This window comes from Collinsella sp. HCP28S3_E12 (genome assembly GCF_052065595.1).
Classification (GTDB): domain Bacteria; phylum Actinomycetota; class Coriobacteriia; order Coriobacteriales; family Coriobacteriaceae; genus Collinsella.
Genome location: NZ_JBQHTS010000015.1, coordinates 1 through 15,809, shown reverse-complemented (window position 1 = coordinate 15,809; position 15,809 = coordinate 1). Strand labels below are relative to the sequence as shown.

Genomic DNA, 15,809 nt, shown 5'->3' with positions numbered 1-15,809 from the left:
TTTCACGATACCCAGACGGCTCAACGAGTCTCCACAACTGGGACACATGGCCCATTTTCGGCCACTCATTGGGGACGTACTTAAATGAGTGGCAGCTGGGGACAGTCCATGCCGAATGTGGCGGCTGCCGAATGTGGGCGCCGTCCCTGCTATGCCACGGTCACGGCAACCTGGGCGTAGCGGCTGCAGGGGCGCTCGGCGCGCGTCTGCACGGTAAGGGTGAGCACGAAGCGGTCGCCGGGCTGCGCGTCGGCGGGCACGATAAAAGCGGTGCTCACCGTGCATTCCTGCCACAGCGAAAGATCCTGCGTGCCTGCATAGCTCGACGGGTCCACGGCGACATCCCAATGTGCATCAAAGCCCTTGCCGTCGGGGTCGACGACGGTCGCTGCAAGGGTGACGTGCTCGCCGGCTGTAGCGCTGCGGTCGGCCGTGACCTCGACAACATGTGTCGGATGCGAACAAGCTGCCGGATCATGGGCGCACCATTGCGCGCGGGCGGCAAAGTCTTCCTGATAGGCGCGCAGGTAGGGATTGGGGTTGCCGTCTACGGGCGTGCCGATGGCGGCAAAACCGGCGGGTGCGTCCGTATCGGGATGTCCATCAAGAAACATGCGGCCGAGCAGTGTGTCGAAGCCGCGGTCGTCGATGCCGCGCAGGCCAAACGGCAGCAGCGGAATATAGGTCATGCTGTCGCCTTCGGCCATAAAGTCGCCGCGCTCAAACTGCATCGCGGGCATGCCTTCTAGACCCCAATCCAGACGGGCATGCTTGCCAAACTGAAAGCGCTCGGGCTCATTTTCGTAGACCTTGCCGTCGCCATAGAGCATGTAGCGTGCCATGAGGGGGCCGTTACCCTGCGTGAGATTCTGCTCAGGCCAAGGTGCCTTAAACAGCGGCAACGTATCGGGTTGAGCCATCTTGGCATCGACATAGCCGCCATACATATAGGGCACACACCAAAAGATGAGCTCGGGAAAGAGCTCGCGTCCATGGTCGAGCCATGAGTTGTCCTGCCCCACGCCATCGGCAACGCCCATCACGCGCACCTTCTGATAGACCCGCTGCTGCACGGCAGGCCATTCGGGCGTGGCGCGATAACGCTCGGCAATACTCATGAGGGCGCGAACGATGGTGTTCATGCCACCCCAGCTGAGCAGCCATAACGTACGCGGATCATCATCCAAGATTGCCTGCGCAATTACACGAGATCCCTCAGTTTCCTCAGTCACATCACCCTCAAAGGCAACATTTCCCACAAAGGTGCGCTCGATCATCTGGGCGGGCGTGGGAAACGGCGGCTCACCGGCAGCGCCCGCATTCGCCTGCAACTGCGGCCAAGCCTGGGCATATTCATTACTCCAGAGACTCTCAATCCAATGCTCGGGAAACGGACGATACTCACGAAGCTCGCCGGCCAGCGGATCGGGCTCATGAGGCACAACATCCCACTCATAAGAGCGACGCCCTTTGGTCCGCCAATGCGAATTCACCTCGCCCAGCGTATGAACCCCATCCCCAAGAAAGTGATACTGCGAAGCCGTGTACACCACAGCCTGAACATCAAGCACATTAAGATACAGAGCCAAATGAACGAGCGAGTTCATATCGTCGACTTCCATATCGGTAGTAACAATCACCCGAGTTAACTCTTGGGACATAGGAACAGCTCCAATCAAAATCAATTCAGCCAGTTACGCGCAAGGCAAGACGGGACCCGGTCCCCATCGCCGCCGACCCGGCGTGCTGCCGGAAGCGGCCGGCCAGGGCCAACGACAATGGCAACGCAGCGGGGGCCGGGTGTTAGTTTTGCAAACATTCCGCAGGGGGCATGGGAAGGCGCAGCGCGAAGCGCAAAGCGCCGCCCCATGCATGCCCGAGGACGTTTGCAAAACTAACATCCGGTCCCCGCGCCGGGACGGATTACCTATTGACCCTGGCCGACCACTCCCAGCAGCCCACCGGCTCGCCGTCGATGAGCACGCTGCCCCCGTCGAAGTCTTGATAACACAGGTCGTTGAATTGGTGGATCCACACGCCGTGGTTGAACGTCTTCTTGGGCGAGCCATCGGCCTCGCGATAGCGACCGGTCAGGTCCTCGACATGGCTAAAGTAGGTAAGGTGCACGTTGGCTCCGGCGTCACGCAGGCGTGCCGTGAGCGGCAGCACGGTCTGCTGCGGCGACACGAGCTCGTCGCCCTTGGAGTGCGTAAACCACAGCGGCGTCTTGGCGAGCGCGGCTACGTCCTCGTCCGTGGCGTTGTACCACGGGGCACAGCAGGGAAGGCCGGCGGCGAAGAAATCGGGGTAGTCGGCGCACAGACGCAGGGTCATAAAGCCGCCGTTGGAAAGGCCGGCGACCACGATGCGGTCGGTGTCGATGCGCTCGGCATGCTCGGCGACAAACTCGTCGATGAGCGCCTTGAGTACGGGGGAGTAGATGCTCTGGTTGGAGCGGCCGAGCTGCTCGACGCCGTTATCCATCCAAAACGTGGGAGACTGCGGCACGAGCACCCAGGCAAAGCCGCCAAAGTAGCGCTGGATTTGCGCCTGGCTAATGGCTGTCACACGGTTGCCGATATAGGCGCGCGTGGCGCCTTCGCCCTGCGTGGCACCCCTGCCTTCGCCAGCGCCGTGTAGGTACACCACGAGCGGGGCCTTTTGGGGCACGACCGTGGCCTCGGGCGCGAAGGGATTGAAGCAGGCCGAGTCCTCGGCTTTAAAGCTGGGCTCAAAGAAGCCGTACTCGAGCGCGATGCCATTGACGGCGGTCTTTTGCACGGCATTGCTCCAGCCCTTGAGCGCGGGGCAGATGTCGCCGCGACAGGTATCGAAGACCAGGCCGCAGGTGGGTTCGCCGTCGTCGCCGGGAAGAGCCGCGAGCTGCGTGACGTGAAGCTGGTTATCGAGCATGCGCGAGCCCATGACGCCGCCTTCGATCTTTTTGGTCAGGCGCTGCTCGGCGACCTCGAGTGCCACATGGGTGCCCACGGCGAGCTTGCGGCCGTTCTCGTCACTCGGATACGCGGCGAGAACGTCGATGTAACCCACGGAGGGCGTGGCATGGTCGGCGCCGTGCTCCTTGCGCATCAGGACCTCGCCCGTGCGCTCGTGACGCTCTACATATATATGGAAAGTGTTCGCATCGACATCGTTGGCGCGCACGGTGCAGGGTAGGTCGAGAACGACCTTGCTGATCCAGGGGCCAAAGTCGCCCAAGGTGCTGACGGTTGCGTAGGTGCACGATTTGAGTTCCATGAGCTGCCTCCCTTGTGCCGCGCGTGCTAAACAATCGCGGCAATACAATCTAAACATGTTTAGTGTAAAGCAGAATTTGAGAATAAGCGGATGAACTCGGTAAACGGTAGCATCAAACGTTCAATGAACTACTAAACACTCGTTTACTACTATCTAGCAGGGCTTTTGTTGATGAGTCAACAAGGCATTGAGATGCCAGATTATATAAAATCCCACGTAAAAGACCATTTATAAATAAATGGCACTATATGTAATGCCTCTGCATTCAATTACGTTCACCCCCGATTTCCTACCGTTCACCGGACTGCAAACGGCAAAACTGCCACAAATTCAATGCTGAGTGTAAACTAAGCGCTGTAAACGTTCAGTAAACAGATTGTTTACGACAGCGTATCCAAGGGTTCGGTAACCGTAAGGGGTTATAGTCACCGGGCCAAAGGCGTGCCTGCGCCCAAGCGATTAGGCACACGACGATATGGGGAGGGGTCCCATGGCAGTAGATAACAAGCAGATTGCCACCGATGTCCTCGAGCTCGTGGGCGGTGCGGAAAACGTCACCGTCGCCACCAACTGCATGACGCGCCTGCGTCTGACGCTCAAGGATAACAGCAAGGCCGACGTGGAGAAGATCAAGAAGGTCAAGGGTGTTCTGGGCTGCCAGTTCGCCGGCAGCCAGCTCCAGGTCATCATCGGCCAGAACGTGCCCAAGGTGCTCGCCGAGTTCGTCGCCATGTCCGGCGTCAAGCAGGGTGCCGCGGTCGACGAGAACCTCGACGCTCCTAAGGAGAAGTTCGAGCTCAAGAACCTGCCCAACATCATCCTCGACTACCTGTCGGGTTCCATGACCCAGCTGATTCCGCTGCTCATGGCCGGCGGTCTGTTCCGCACCATCGCTGCGGTTCTTGGTCCCACCATGCTCGGCGTTATCTCCGATACCGATCCGACCTACACGTTCCTCTACACCACCCTGTACGAGGCCACGTTTACCTTTATCCCCATCTACTTGGGCTATGCCGCTGCTAAGAAGCTCGGCGCCTCTCCGGTTCTGGGCATGCTCCTCGGCGGCGCTCTCATGGCCCCGTCCGTCGTGAGTGTCGCGACTCAGGAGGGTGGCGGAATCATCTCCGTCTATGGCATCCAGATCACCGCTGCCAACTACCAGCAGTCCGTCCTGCCGATTATCCTCTCGGTGCCGGTCCTCTACTTTGTTGAGAAGTTCTTTAAGAAGGTCATGCCCGACGTGCTGTCCACGGTCTTCACGCCGTTCTGCACCATGATCGTCACCATCCCCATCGCCTTCATCGTCCTTGCCCCGATCGGCAACGAGCTCGGTACGCTGATTGCCAACGCCCTCTTTGGTCTCGCCGACCTTGGCGGTATCGGCATCCTGATCGTCATGGCCGTCCTCGGCGCCTTCTGGCAGCTCTTCGTGGTCTGCGGCATGCACATGCCCGTCATCCTGCTCGCTCAGGTTCAGATCATCGCCGCCGGCTACGATCCCTTCGTCTTCGTTTCCACCAACTGCGCTATGGCCGCCGTCTGGGGCTGCGCTTTCGGTGCCTTCCTCAAGATGAAGAACCCCGACGAGAAGGGTCTTGCTCTGGGCTACGTCATCTCCGCCATCGCCGGCGGCGTCACCGAGCCCGCACTCTTCGGTATCCTCATGCGCTTCCGCCGCACCATGCTCGGTATGTTCATCGGCGGTGCCATCGGTGCCGTGTTCTCCGGCCTCATGGGTGTTACTTACTACCTGGCCGGCGGTGCCTCCAACTTCCTGGTCTTCACCAACTACCTGCAGGGTGGCCAGATGAACACCGTCTGGGCTATCGTCGGTATGGCAATCTCCTTTGCCATCGCCGCTGCCGTCGTCTTTGTCACTGGCTTCTCCAAGGAGGAGCTCGCCGAGATGGAGGCCTAAGGCCAAACCATTCGGTCACATACGACCTTACCTACACGACAGGGCCCCGTCAGGCGCAAGCCCGGCGGGGCCCTTTTTACAAGGTAGACTGATTGGGGGCGCGTGGCGCCTGCTCGCCGGGGCTTGCTAAGCGCCAGGGGCTTTCGCGCGGGGTTACCGCGAAAGAATCTGCCGGTTCGCAACTCCTTTATCAAACGAAAGGACATGCAGATGAGTTTGGGAAAGCTGGCCGTCAACGGTCGTCAGGACGGCTTTTTGTGCGAGGGCAAACCGTTCTTTTGGTTTGCCGATACGTGCTGGAGCGCGTTTACGAGCATTACCGAGGCCGATTGGGACTACTATCTGACCCGTCGCTCCGAGCAGGGCATGAACGTGCTGCAGATCAACACGCTGCCGCAGTGGGATCGCTGCTGCCCCGATCTGGGCATTTGGCCCTATGCCAGCGAGGATGGCGTGCATTTTGATTGGTCCCGCCCCAACCAAGCGTACTGGGATCGCGCCGCTGCCATGTGTCGCGCTGCCGTCGAGCACGGCATTCGTCCGGCACTCGTGCTTATGTGGTGCAACTACGTGCCCGGCACCTGGGGTGCCAAGATCGCTGGGCATTGCGGTGCCGAGGTTATGCCACGCGAGGAAGTCCGTGCCCACGTTGCCCGCGTCGTCGAGAACCTGGGCGAGTTCGACCCCGTCTACGTGGTGACGGGCGATACCGACTTTACCAGCGACGAGGCGATCGCCTACTACGAGGATGCTCTCGACGAAGTCGTCAAGCGCGCGCCCGAGGCGTTGCGCACCATGCATATCAACCGCGGCAACCGTACCATTCCGGCACAGTACCTGGACCGTCTGGACTTTTACATGTTCCAGCCCGGCCACAACTACGAGGGCCAGCCCGAGGCCTGGCGCCTGCCGCAGGACTTTACCGCCAACTACCCCAAAAAGCCGATGGTCAACTCCGAGCCCTGTTACGAGCAGATGGGCGCGTCACGCAACGTGTACTGGCGCTTCACCGCGCAGGACTGCCGCGCGAGCGTGTGGTCGTCGATCCTTGCCGGTGCGAGCGCTGGCGTGACCTATGGTGCGCACGGCGTTTGGAACTGGCAGACCAGCAGGAGCCAGGGCTCGGTGCTGGGCGAGGGCTTCGACATGCCGTTCCGCTGGCAGGAGTGCCTGCAGTTTACGGGCGTTTGGGACTTTGGCGCGATCGAGCATGTGCTTGCCGGCTTGGGCGCTACGGCTGGCGACGACGCGCTTGCCGTGGTTCCGGCACAGGAGCTGCTCGATGACGCGCGCGAGGCCATTCGTGTGGCGCGCGTTGGCGATCGCGTCGTCACGTACCTGCCGCGCACTACGGCGCTCAAGTTTAAGCTCGACGGCACGCGCGGCTGGACGGCGACGGTTCTCGACATGGAGGATAAGCGCATCGCCAAGCTGCCCGTTCGCGACAACGGTGACGGCACCGTGCGCGTGGCTCAGCATCCCTTTGAGCACGACGCACTGGTGATCCTGGCCCCCGGGCGCTAACGGCTCTTCTCCAACATTTACAATCCAGTCCCTTTCATGAGGCTGCGACGGAATGGTTCCTGCATGACAGCTTTAAGCTGCCAAGGGAGCCATTCCGTCGCACTCATTGGGGACGTACTTAAATGAGTGGTCATTCCGTCGCACTCATTGGGGACGTACTTAAATGAGTGGTCAGCGCACCCGGCGGTATCTACGAGGGGGACGTCACAGGAACGATCCATCGCGGCGGTGCGCTCACGTTTATGGACGGCTGCCCACTGGGAAAGCTCATTCGCGAGGCACTGGGGGTGCCGGTTGCCGTCAATAACGACGGTAAGTGCTGTGCACTCGGTGAGTATGCGGCTGGCGCTCTGCGCGGGATACGTTTTGGCGTGGTGCTCGCTATCGGCACGGGCATCGGCGGCGGTATCGTCATCGACGGCAAGGTCCTGCGCGGCGCGCACTGCTTTGCAGGCGAGTTCAGCTTCTTGCGCAACGATGTCACGACTGCCGCGAATATGGGAAACTCCTTTGCGGGTTCGGGCGGTTGGCGTGCGCTCCGTGATACCGTCGTTGCCGAGAAGGGCCTGCCTGCGGATTCTCCGGTGGACGGCCGCCGCGTCTTTGAGTGGATCGCGGATGGCGACATGGCGGCGCAGCGCGCGCTCGACCGCTACGCTCGCTCATTTGACGGACAGCTCATCAACCTGCAGGCCGTGCTCGACCCCGAGGTCTTTGTGATCGCAGGCGGCATCTCGTGCCATCCCGAGCTCATCGATGCCCTGCGTGCGCAGATGCCGCTGGCCCTCGCGAGTTACGAAGGGACCCTTGCCGGCATTCCTGTGCCGCAGATAAAGGCGGCCGAGCTCGGCAACGACGCCAACCTTTACGGTGCTGTCCAGGAAGCCATGCGCCTGGTGTAGCGCGCGCCAAACGAGGCTGTCGAAAAAGATAAAGGCCGGCGTGAAGCACCCGCATCGACGCTTCGCCTGCGCTAAACTGGAGGGCACGTACGCGATTACGAGAGGAGCCCGCATGGAGGCTTACAAGCAAGAGTTCATCAAGTTTATGGTTGAGTCCGACGTTCTTAAGTTCGGCAGCTTTACGCTCAAGAGCGGCCGTCAGTCCCCGTTTTTTATGAACGCCGGCGCTTACGTGACGGGCTATCAGCTCAAGAAGCTGGGCGAGTATTACGCCCAGGCCATCCACGATAACTTTGGCGACGACTTTGATGTGCTGTTTGGACCGGCCTACAAGGGTATTCCGCTGGCCGTCGTGACCGCAATTGCCTACCACGAGCTGTACGGCAAGGAGGTCAAGTACTGCTGCGACCGCAAGGAGGCCAAGGATCACGGTGCCGATAAGGGCAACCTGCTGGGTTATGAGCCCAAGGACGGCGATCGCGTGGTCATGGTCGAGGACGTTACCACCAGCGGCAAGTCCATCGACGAGACCTATCCCAAGGTTAAGGCTGCTGCCGACGTCGAAATCAAGGGCCTGATTGTGTCTCTCAACCGCATGGAGGTCGGCAAGGGTGGCGTGACCACCGCTCAGAAGGAGATCGAGGCAAAGTACGGTTTCCCCGTCGCGAGCATCGTCTCCATGGCCGAGGTCGTCGAGACCCTCTACAACCACGAGATCGATGGCAAGGTCGTCATCGATGACGAACTTAAGACCGCCATCGACGCCTACTACGAGCAGTACGGAGCTCGGGAGTAGTTACGGCGTTTTACCAAACGCCGTAACCGGCCGACGCTGCGCGCCGCCCAGGGCGACAATTTGTCATTCAAAAGGCGAGGCATGACCAGAAGGTCAATGCCTCGCCTTTTTCACGCCAACTTGTTCGCCCTGGACGTCGCTCGCTGTCCGTCCTCTACTTGCGGCGTTGTCTTGCTCCGAATGCGGCCCGCTTGCTGCCGTTGCCAGAGTAGTCATTGGGGACGTTCTTAAACGACTACTTAAGCCCGGGCAGGCGGGTATAGGGGAACGAACGCTCCAGGAATTCGGAGCAATGGGCGTAGTCTTTGGCGAAGTAGCTGCTGTAGAGCGAATCGAGTACGTATTGCACGGCGATGTGGCTGGCGAACTGCGTGATGCGATGCGTCATGCTCTCGTGGTCACTCACCGTAAGGTAGGCGGCAAAGCCGGGATGAATGCGAGCGCAATAAGGCGTGCCGATGACGATGACCGGGACATGCCGACTGCTGAGGATCGGCAAGATGTCCTTGAGGTTGGGGGCAAGGCCGCTGTAGGAGATGACGATTGCCGCATGGTCGGGATCCGAGGCGAGCGCCGTTCGCACCTGGGCCTCGATACCGTTGTGGCACGTCGCGCTTTTACCGGCGGAGAGCAGGCGGTCGCGGAACATTCCCGCTGGATAGAGGTTGTGCGAGCCCGTGTAGATGTCGACCTGTCGGGCGTTCGCGATGAGCTTGGCGGCATGGTCGAGCTGCGTGGGGTCGAGCAGCTCCTGCGTTTCGGCCAGCGTGGTCTGGTAGAGCCCCTCCATGCGCTCCATAACCTGCGCGGGGGTGGAGGTGGCATCAAAGGGAAAGTTGATGTCCACGTCGCGGCGGTTTCCCGCCTCGGTTGCCAAGCGAATAAGCTCGACCTTGAGATCCTTAAAGCCCTCGAGGCCGAGCTTTTTGCAAAAACGATGCACGCTCGCGACCGAAACGTTGGTGCGCGCGGCAAATTCCTTAATAGAAAGCCCGCGGATGTCCTGACCGATAGCAAGGGCTGCAATGCCGAGCTGTTGCTCGGTGGGGGTGAGGCCCTGCGCCTCGGTGATCTTGCGTTTGATATCCATGCGAACTCCCACACTCGCCAAACCTGCCAAAAAGGGACAGGTTTATTTTGGCAGGTTTTGCCCGCAAAGGGTAACGGGGCCGAGGATGCCGCTGGGGGCGACGGGCTCGGTGAGGGCGAAAATGTCGGGGATCGCATGGTCGAGCGTGTTGATGACGTCGATCATGAGCTCATGCGCACCGGCGGAAAGTGCGCCGGCGGCAAAACGATAGGGCGGGCAGATGCGTGTGCCGAGCGGGCGTCCATCGAGCGTGAGCGTCGCGGTTTCGTAGACGTCTCCCAGGTCGATTGTGGCGTCGGCGCAATCGTTGGCCAGCTCAAACGACGCATGATATCGGTAGGTACCGCAGGTGCCGGTGAACAGATCGGCTGTAAGGTCGCACAGGTGCTTGAGCTTTTGTGATTCACCAAAGGCGCCATTGCTGCCGGCAGGAGAGAGGGCGACGGTCCATGGGCCTTCGATGCGCAGGCGGAGCGACGTATCAGCGCCGATTGCGCCGTCTCCAGGCGCATTCTCGCTGCTCGTTTCCAAAACAACGATGCAGCTCTCGAAGGGTGCGAGCTCCAACGCACCGTCAAACGCAACGGGCCCGGCGCCGTTTAGCAGGTCGAGCCGCGTGCCGCAAAGGCGCTCGCCTGTCGCAAGTGCAACCGTGCAGTCGACGCGCTCGCGTGGGTGTTCGTTGACGAGCATAACGTAGGTCTCGCCCACCCGCTCGTAGCGAAGTGCGCGTAGCCAAGGCTGCGGTGTGTCAGGCACAACGGTCTGCAGTCCCGCGCTTGCAAGCGCGCGGGCGACATCGGCCAGCGGCGTTGCGACGAGCCCTCCCAGCTCGACCGCGCCATCGGTATCGTAGAATGTGCCGGGCGCCTCGTCGACGGCAAGCACCATAACGCCTGCATCCGCCATGCGTCTCACTGCCTCCGCCGTCGTAGCGCCAATAAATGAAGCTCCTGGCATAACAAACGCCTGGTAACGACAATCGTTTACGGTAAGTAATCCGTCGGCAATCGAAACCTCGTAACGGTCCTCATCCTCAAAAGCCTCGGCGGGCACAAAATCAAAGTCGATCTGCGCGCGCGTGAGCTCTGCCGCCACGCGCTCGATAGGCATGGCGTTGCCGGCCCATTCGGCATCGGCATGGTACAGGATGGCAACGGGGTGCATGGCATAGCCTCCTGAAAGCAGCGTTGCCGTACGGTTCATATAGCTCATGAGCTGGCCAAAGTGCGGCCATTGCGGATTGTTGCCGTGTGCGTAAAAGTGCGGCGGGCAGTCCCAATCGGGGAAGGGCGCCATGCTAAACGCGTGCGGCGTAAACCAGTTAATACCGCGGACGAGCATGTGGTCGGCGATCCATTTCATCTCGCGCAAGCCCTCGTGCCAGCCGAAGGCGCCAAAGACCTCGGCCATGCAGCGCCCCTGCTTTTTGGGGTCGAGGCGTGCGGCCGAAGAGCCCAACTTGGCGAGCGCGTAGGTAAAGAACTCCATGTTCCACGCGCCGTGGAAGTAGCTGTAACGTCCGTGGTCGACGCTGGGGGCAAGCTGGTTGATGACAACGTCGATGCCCGCCATATCCTGCCCGGCGACCGCGCGGAAGTAGTGTCCGGCGCCCTGGCCCAGGCGCGTGTGGCAACTCTTGTCCTCAATCACATGTCCGATGTGCATGACGCCGCGCTTGCGGCACCAGTCACCAATCTGCTCGTCAAAGCACGCGCGGTAGAGTTGCGTGGCGATGTCCATGTAAGTGTGGCGGACCCGAGCGCCGGCGGGGTCGCGCGTCCAAAGGCCGCGGAGCTCGGCAAGCCAGCTCGCGCTCAACTCCTCGTGCAAGCGGCGGGCAAGCTCATCCGACCAGGGCAGTGCCATATCGCCGCGTCCAATAAAGCTGCTGGTGGAAGCGTCTTCGAGGGTCGCACCCTTCTCGTTCATAAAGCCCGGTTCATCGGTAAAGAAGCCCAGAATGGTCTTGCCGAACTCGTCGCCCAGATGTTCAAACGTGGGTTCGTAGACGGCGTTGATGAGCATACGGCACGAATCGGCGTCGACCATGTTGATGTACTCATCGCGAAAGCCGGTCTTTTGGCTGGTGACGTAGAGCTCGAGGGTGGTGATGCCGGCAGGAGCGTCAAAGCGCAGGCGGACGGGAGTGCCGTCCTCGGTCTGTTCAACGGCGAGCTCAAGGTCGAGCGGTGCACCGGCTGCGTCGAAAGTCGCCGTGCCCACAAAGTGCTCCGTGGGATCCATAAGATTGCCGAGCTTAATGGTCGTGGACGGCTGGGGACCGACGACCGTTACCGTGTGATGCTTAAGCACGGTCTTTTTGAGCGCGGGGTCTACATCCTCGCCTGCAAGCGCGCCGTTGGCGTAGCCCGTGGGAAAGTGGGCATCATCGAGCAGCCAGATCTTCAAGTCCAGGCGCTTGCACTCGCCAATGATAAAACGCAGGTCGGACCACCAGCCGTCGCGACAAAACTCGGGATGCGTGCGCGATTCGAGGCAGACCTCGTGGATGTCCGCCCCGGCAATCTGCTCTAAGTATTCGGTAATCGTCTCGCGCGCCTCGCCCTTGAGCCACAAGAACGGAAGCACATGGTTGTCGTATGCCGCCATATCCACTCCTCTAAAACAAACCTTTTAAATCGATTGAAGTCAGAGTACGTCGCGCGCACACTCCTGCTAATATCAAAACCACGGCAGAATATGACCAAATCAATGATGGTGGCGATATGGATATCGCGCGTTTGGACAATCTTTTGCTCAAGCTGACCGACAGCGAGCGCGCTTACTGCGCAGGCACCCGCTATGACTGGAACGATGCGTTCAGCTCGGGTCATCAGCAGAATATCGGTGAAAAACATATCCATAAAATCGGTGACCCGACGCGAGCCCTGCACCAAGAAGGCATGCCTGAGGGCCTGTCAATCGTGCGCAACTCGCGCTTTAACCCCGTGCCGGAGCATGTGCACAATTATGTCGAAATCAGCTATGTCTATCGAGGGCATGCGCCGCAGGTCGTCAACGGCGCACGGCTCACGCTTGCCCAAAACGAGGTGCTCTTGCTCGACGCGGCCTGTCCGCATGCCGTAGGCGAGCTCGGCGAGCATGACATTATGCTGAGCATCGTCATCTCGCGGGTGATGTTGCACCGCAGCCTAGAGCAGAGCCTGTCGCCGTCAAGCGCCGTCTCGCAGTTCCTCATTAATGCCCTCAATGACGAAACCGACCACCGCGGTCATGTGCATTTTCGCACGGGCAACAGCCGCCGCGTGCGCCGATATATGCAGGAGATGCTGTGCGAACTTCTGGAGCCGACGGCGGCGAGTCCCCAGATCGTGTCGAGGCTGTTTGAGTTGCTGCTGGTCGAACTTATGCAAAGCTATGAGACATCGCTGCTGCAGGCGGACATGCCCACGCTGCCTTCGGCGCAGGTCGCGGCCGCCGTGAGCTACATCGAGCGCCATGCCTGCGATTGTACGCTCGAGGACGTAGCTCGCCACCTGCATCTGAGTCCCAACTATGCAAGCGCGCTGCTCAAACGGCAGACGGGCCGCACGTTTATGCAGCTCGTGCAGGAGAGCCGCCTGGAACGCGCGGCAACATTGCTCGACGCCGGCGCCACTGCCGAAACCGCGGCGCGCGAGGCCGGCTACGCCAACATGAGCTTCTTCTACAAAAAGTTTGCCGAGCGCTATGGCTGCACGCCGGCCGTCTACCGCCGGCGTTTGCCCAGATAAAACCTGCCAAAATAAACCTGTCCCTTTTTGGCAGGTATCAGGAAGTGTCAGGGGCGGGGCGGTGACGGGGCGCAAGGGCGAAAAGAAGTGTCGGGTTTGGTGCGCCCGCTTCTGCCCGTCCCGCGCGTGGGCGATACTCGGCTTATCGACCCACGATGCAAAGGAGATGCTCATGGCAAACATCAAGTTCCCCGAGGGATTCTATTGGGGCGGCGCCACCGCTGCCAACCAGTTTGAGGGCGCTTGGAACGTGGACGGCCGCGGTCCTTCCGTCGACGACCATTTCTTGGGCGGCAGCTACAAGGAGCCGCGTCAGATTACGATCGATATCGACCCCAACCGCTTCTACCCCAATCATGACGGTATCGATTTCTACCACCACTACGAGGAGGATATCGCGCTGTTCGCCGAGATGGGCTTCAATATGTTCCGCATGTCCATCTCTTGGAGCCGTATCTTTCCCAACGGCGACGACGCTGAGCCCAACGAGGCCGGCCTCGCCTTCTACGACCGCGTCTTCGACTGCCTGCGCGCCCACAATATCGAGCCGCTCGTGACCCTCTCGCACTACGAGATGCCCTATCACCTGGTCGAGAAATACAACGGCTGGGCGAGCCGCGAGCTCATCGGCTTCTTTGAGAAGTACTGCCAGACCGTCTTCGACCGCTATCAGGACAAGGTCAAGTTCTGGCTCACCTTCAACGAGATCAACTGCGGTACTCAGGACATGGGCAACCTCTTTGAGACCAGCATGATTCAGGGCTTTGAGGGTCCGGCGTCGGCGGTCCACACCACGCCGCAGGCTCGTATGCAGGCGTTGCATCACCAGTTTGTCGCCAGCGGCCGCGTCGTGCGCTATGCCCATGAGCATTACCCGCAGTTTAAGATGGGCAACATGGACTGCTTCATCCTTTCCTACGCCGCCACGTGCGATCCGGCCGACGTGTTCGCCACGCAGCAGGAGATGAATACCATGAACTGGTACTGCTCCGACGTGCAGGTGCGCGGCAAGTACCCGTTCTATGCCAAGCGCTTCTGGGCCGAGAACGATGTCGAGCTCGTGATGGAGGACGGCGACCTGCAGGATATCGCCGACGGCAAGGTTGATTTCTACACCTTTAGCTACTACATGTCCGGCACCGTGGGCACCCACAAGGATCACGAGATGACCGAGGGCAACATGACCTTTGGCGGCAAGAATCCCTATCTGGAGTCCACCGACTGGGGCTGGCAGATCGATCCGCTGGGCCTGCGCATCGCCCTCAACGAGATTTACGCCCGCTACGAGATTCCGCTGATGGTGGTCGAGAACGGCATGGGCGCCTACGACGAGGTCGAGGAGGACGGCTCCATCCATGACCCGTATCGCATCGCCTACCTGCAGAGCCACATCAAGGCCATGGGCGAGGCCATTGCCGATGGCGTTGACCTGATAGCCTACACCTGGTGGGGTCCCATCGACCTGGTTTCCGCCGGCACTGGCGAGATGCGCAAGCGCTACGGCTTCATTCACGTCGATAAGTACGACGACGGCACCGGTACCTACGAGCGCCGCCGCAAGGACAGCTTCTTCGCATACCAGAAGATCATCAAGTCCAACGGCACCGAGGGCTTGGAATAATTGAGCCCCGGCGTTCCGCCGAACGCCGGACCGGCCGCCGACTACGTGACCACCGACGTCGATGACGACGGCATCTGGAACGCTTTTGTTCACCCGGGGCTTATCGAGGCTTAATCGACAATATGAGTGCCACTGGGGAAAAGGTTTTGGAAGGGCTTGGAAGGGCTTGTGATTCGGGCCCTTGCCTTAGCATTTTGGCCATTTGGCACTATAATCACCATAGGTATGCGCATAACGTTGCGCTTAATCAAGAGGAGAAAACGTATGGGTCTGTTTGATATGTTCAAGAAGAAGGCTGAGCCCGTGGCTGCCGCTGCTCCGGCCTCCATTTCTGCTTCTGCCGGCGCCGACGTGCTGTGTTCGCCCGTCAAGGGCAAGGTCATCAAGATGGCCGACGTGCCCGATCCCGTCTTTGCTGGCGAGGTTTTGGGCAAGGGCTGCGCCGTGTGGCCCGAGGACGACCTGGTCTACGCTCCCTCCGACGGCAAGGTGACCGTCACCATGGGTCACGCCGTGGGCCTGCAGTCCGATAGCGGCATCGAGGTTCTGGTGCACGTTGGCGTCGATACCGTCAACATGAATGGCGACGGCTTCGAGGGCTTCGTCAAGGCCGACGACGTCGTGAAGGCCGGCCAGCCCTTGCTCAAGATCGACCGCGCCAAGATCGCTGCCGCCGGTTACAAGGACTGCGTCGTCGTGGCCGTGTCCAACACCGCCGAGTTTGCCGATGTCGAGCTCGCCGTCGAGGCCGAGTCTGCCGTCGCCGCCGGTGACGCCATCGTTAAGGTCGTCCGCAAGTAGTCTGCGGCATCCAGAAGATGCACAAGGGTGGTCGGGTTATCCGGCCACCCTTTTTAATATGAGAAAGCCATTGTCAATAGGCGTGTTTGTTCGAGCCCGGTTTTAAACCGGGCTTTTTCGTTTCCCGTCGGGAGGGCCCGCGCACGCTGCACGTTTAGTCGA

The 15,809-nt window shown here is 60.4% G+C and carries 11 protein-coding genes; 7 read left to right on the top strand and 4 right to left on the bottom strand.

What is annotated here, in order from left to right; genetic code table 11:
• Positions 1 to 149: 149 nt before the first annotated feature.
• Together ACTNBY_RS06860 and ACTNBY_RS06855 are read right to left on the bottom strand one after the other, a co-directional pair.
• The gene (locus ACTNBY_RS06860; protein ID WP_441048952.1) at positions 150 to 1,661 is read right to left on the bottom strand and encodes a nucleoside hydrolase-like domain-containing protein; all 1,512 of its coding nucleotides are present in this window, start codon (positions 1,659 to 1,661) and stop codon (positions 150 to 152) included.
• Positions 1,662 to 1,923: 262 nt separating this feature from the next.
• Entirely contained in the window at positions 1,924 to 3,258 is a 1,335-nt protein-coding gene (locus ACTNBY_RS06855; RefSeq protein ID WP_441048951.1) for a prolyl oligopeptidase family serine peptidase, read from the bottom strand.
• A 490-nt stretch (positions 3,259 to 3,748) separates the two neighbouring features.
• On the opposite strand from ACTNBY_RS06855, the gene ACTNBY_RS06850 reads away from it, so the two are divergent.
• The 4 genes from ACTNBY_RS06850 to pyrE all read left to right on the top strand — a co-directional run bounded on the left by ACTNBY_RS06850 (position 3,749) and on the right by pyrE (position 8,398).
• On the top strand, positions 3,749 to 5,176 hold the full coding sequence (locus ACTNBY_RS06850) for a PTS transporter subunit EIIC (protein WP_441048950.1): 1,428 nt from the start codon (positions 3,749 to 3,751) through the stop codon (positions 5,174 to 5,176).
• Between the two features lie 210 nt (positions 5,177 to 5,386).
• Entirely contained in the window at positions 5,387 to 6,700 is a 1,314-nt protein-coding gene (locus tag ACTNBY_RS06845) for an apiosidase-like domain-containing protein (RefSeq protein ID WP_441063915.1), read from the top strand.
• A gap of 167 nt (positions 6,701 to 6,867) precedes the next feature.
• Complete coding sequence (locus tag ACTNBY_RS06840) at positions 6,868 to 7,602, top strand: ROK family protein (protein WP_441063914.1); 735 nt, start codon at positions 6,868 to 6,870, stop codon at positions 7,600 to 7,602.
• Between the two features lie 112 nt (positions 7,603 to 7,714).
• Positions 7,715 to 8,398, top strand: coding sequence for an orotate phosphoribosyltransferase (gene pyrE, locus ACTNBY_RS06835; RefSeq protein ID WP_117848347.1), 684 nt, complete (start codon positions 7,715 to 7,717; stop codon positions 8,396 to 8,398).
• 235 nt (positions 8,399 to 8,633) lie between these two features.
• On the opposite strand, the gene ACTNBY_RS06830 is transcribed toward pyrE, so the two are convergent.
• Together ACTNBY_RS06830 and ACTNBY_RS06825 are read right to left on the bottom strand one after the other, a co-directional pair.
• On the bottom strand, positions 8,634 to 9,488 hold the full coding sequence (locus ACTNBY_RS06830) for a MurR/RpiR family transcriptional regulator (protein ID WP_441063913.1): 855 nt from the start codon (positions 9,486 to 9,488) through the stop codon (positions 8,634 to 8,636).
• A 42-nt stretch (positions 9,489 to 9,530) separates the two neighbouring features.
• Entirely contained in the window at positions 9,531 to 12,101 is a 2,571-nt protein-coding gene (locus ACTNBY_RS06825) for a glycosyl hydrolase (protein WP_441063911.1), read from the bottom strand.
• A 116-nt stretch (positions 12,102 to 12,217) separates the two neighbouring features.
• Between ACTNBY_RS06825 and ACTNBY_RS06820 the strand changes: the two genes are divergently transcribed.
• The 3 genes from ACTNBY_RS06820 (at position 12,218) to ACTNBY_RS06810 (ending at position 15,647) form a co-directional block, all read left to right on the top strand.
• The gene (locus ACTNBY_RS06820; protein WP_441063910.1) at positions 12,218 to 13,225 is read left to right on the top strand and encodes an AraC family transcriptional regulator; all 1,008 of its coding nucleotides are present in this window, start codon (positions 12,218 to 12,220) and stop codon (positions 13,223 to 13,225) included.
• Positions 13,226 to 13,397: 172 nt separating this feature from the next.
• On the top strand, positions 13,398 to 14,846 hold the full coding sequence (locus ACTNBY_RS06815; RefSeq protein ID WP_441048944.1) for a glycoside hydrolase family 1 protein: 1,449 nt from the start codon (positions 13,398 to 13,400) through the stop codon (positions 14,844 to 14,846).
• 264 nt (positions 14,847 to 15,110) lie between these two features.
• A complete protein-coding gene (locus ACTNBY_RS06810) occupies positions 15,111 to 15,647 on the top strand; it encodes a PTS sugar transporter subunit IIA (RefSeq protein ID WP_441015348.1) in 537 nt (178 codons plus the stop codon).
• Positions 15,648 to 15,809: the final 162 nt, after the last annotated feature.

Excerpts from the sequence above, each read along its gene's own strand:
- ACTNBY_RS06860 (WP_441048952.1), bottom strand. The coding sequence starts at position 1,661 with ATGTCCCAAGAGTTAACTCGGGTGATTGTTACTACCGATATGGAAGTC.
- ACTNBY_RS06855 (WP_441048951.1), bottom strand. The coding sequence starts at position 3,258 with ATGGAACTCAAATCGTGCACCTACGCAACCGTCAGCACCTTGGGCGAC.
- ACTNBY_RS06850 (WP_441048950.1), top strand. The coding sequence starts at position 3,749 with ATGGCAGTAGATAACAAGCAGATTGCCACCGATGTCCTCGAGCTCGTG.
- ACTNBY_RS06845 (WP_441063915.1), top strand. The coding sequence starts at position 5,387 with ATGAGTTTGGGAAAGCTGGCCGTCAACGGTCGTCAGGACGGCTTTTTG.
- pyrE (WP_117848347.1), top strand. The coding sequence starts at position 7,715 with ATGGAGGCTTACAAGCAAGAGTTCATCAAGTTTATGGTTGAGTCCGAC.
- ACTNBY_RS06830 (WP_441063913.1), bottom strand. The coding sequence starts at position 9,488 with ATGGATATCAAACGCAAGATCACCGAGGCGCAGGGCCTCACCCCCACC.
- ACTNBY_RS06825 (WP_441063911.1), bottom strand. The coding sequence starts at position 12,101 with ATGGCGGCATACGACAACCATGTGCTTCCGTTCTTGTGGCTCAAGGGC.
- ACTNBY_RS06820 (WP_441063910.1), top strand. The coding sequence starts at position 12,218 with ATGGATATCGCGCGTTTGGACAATCTTTTGCTCAAGCTGACCGACAGC.
- ACTNBY_RS06815 (WP_441048944.1), top strand. The coding sequence starts at position 13,398 with ATGGCAAACATCAAGTTCCCCGAGGGATTCTATTGGGGCGGCGCCACC.
- ACTNBY_RS06810 (WP_441015348.1), top strand. The coding sequence starts at position 15,111 with ATGGGTCTGTTTGATATGTTCAAGAAGAAGGCTGAGCCCGTGGCTGCC.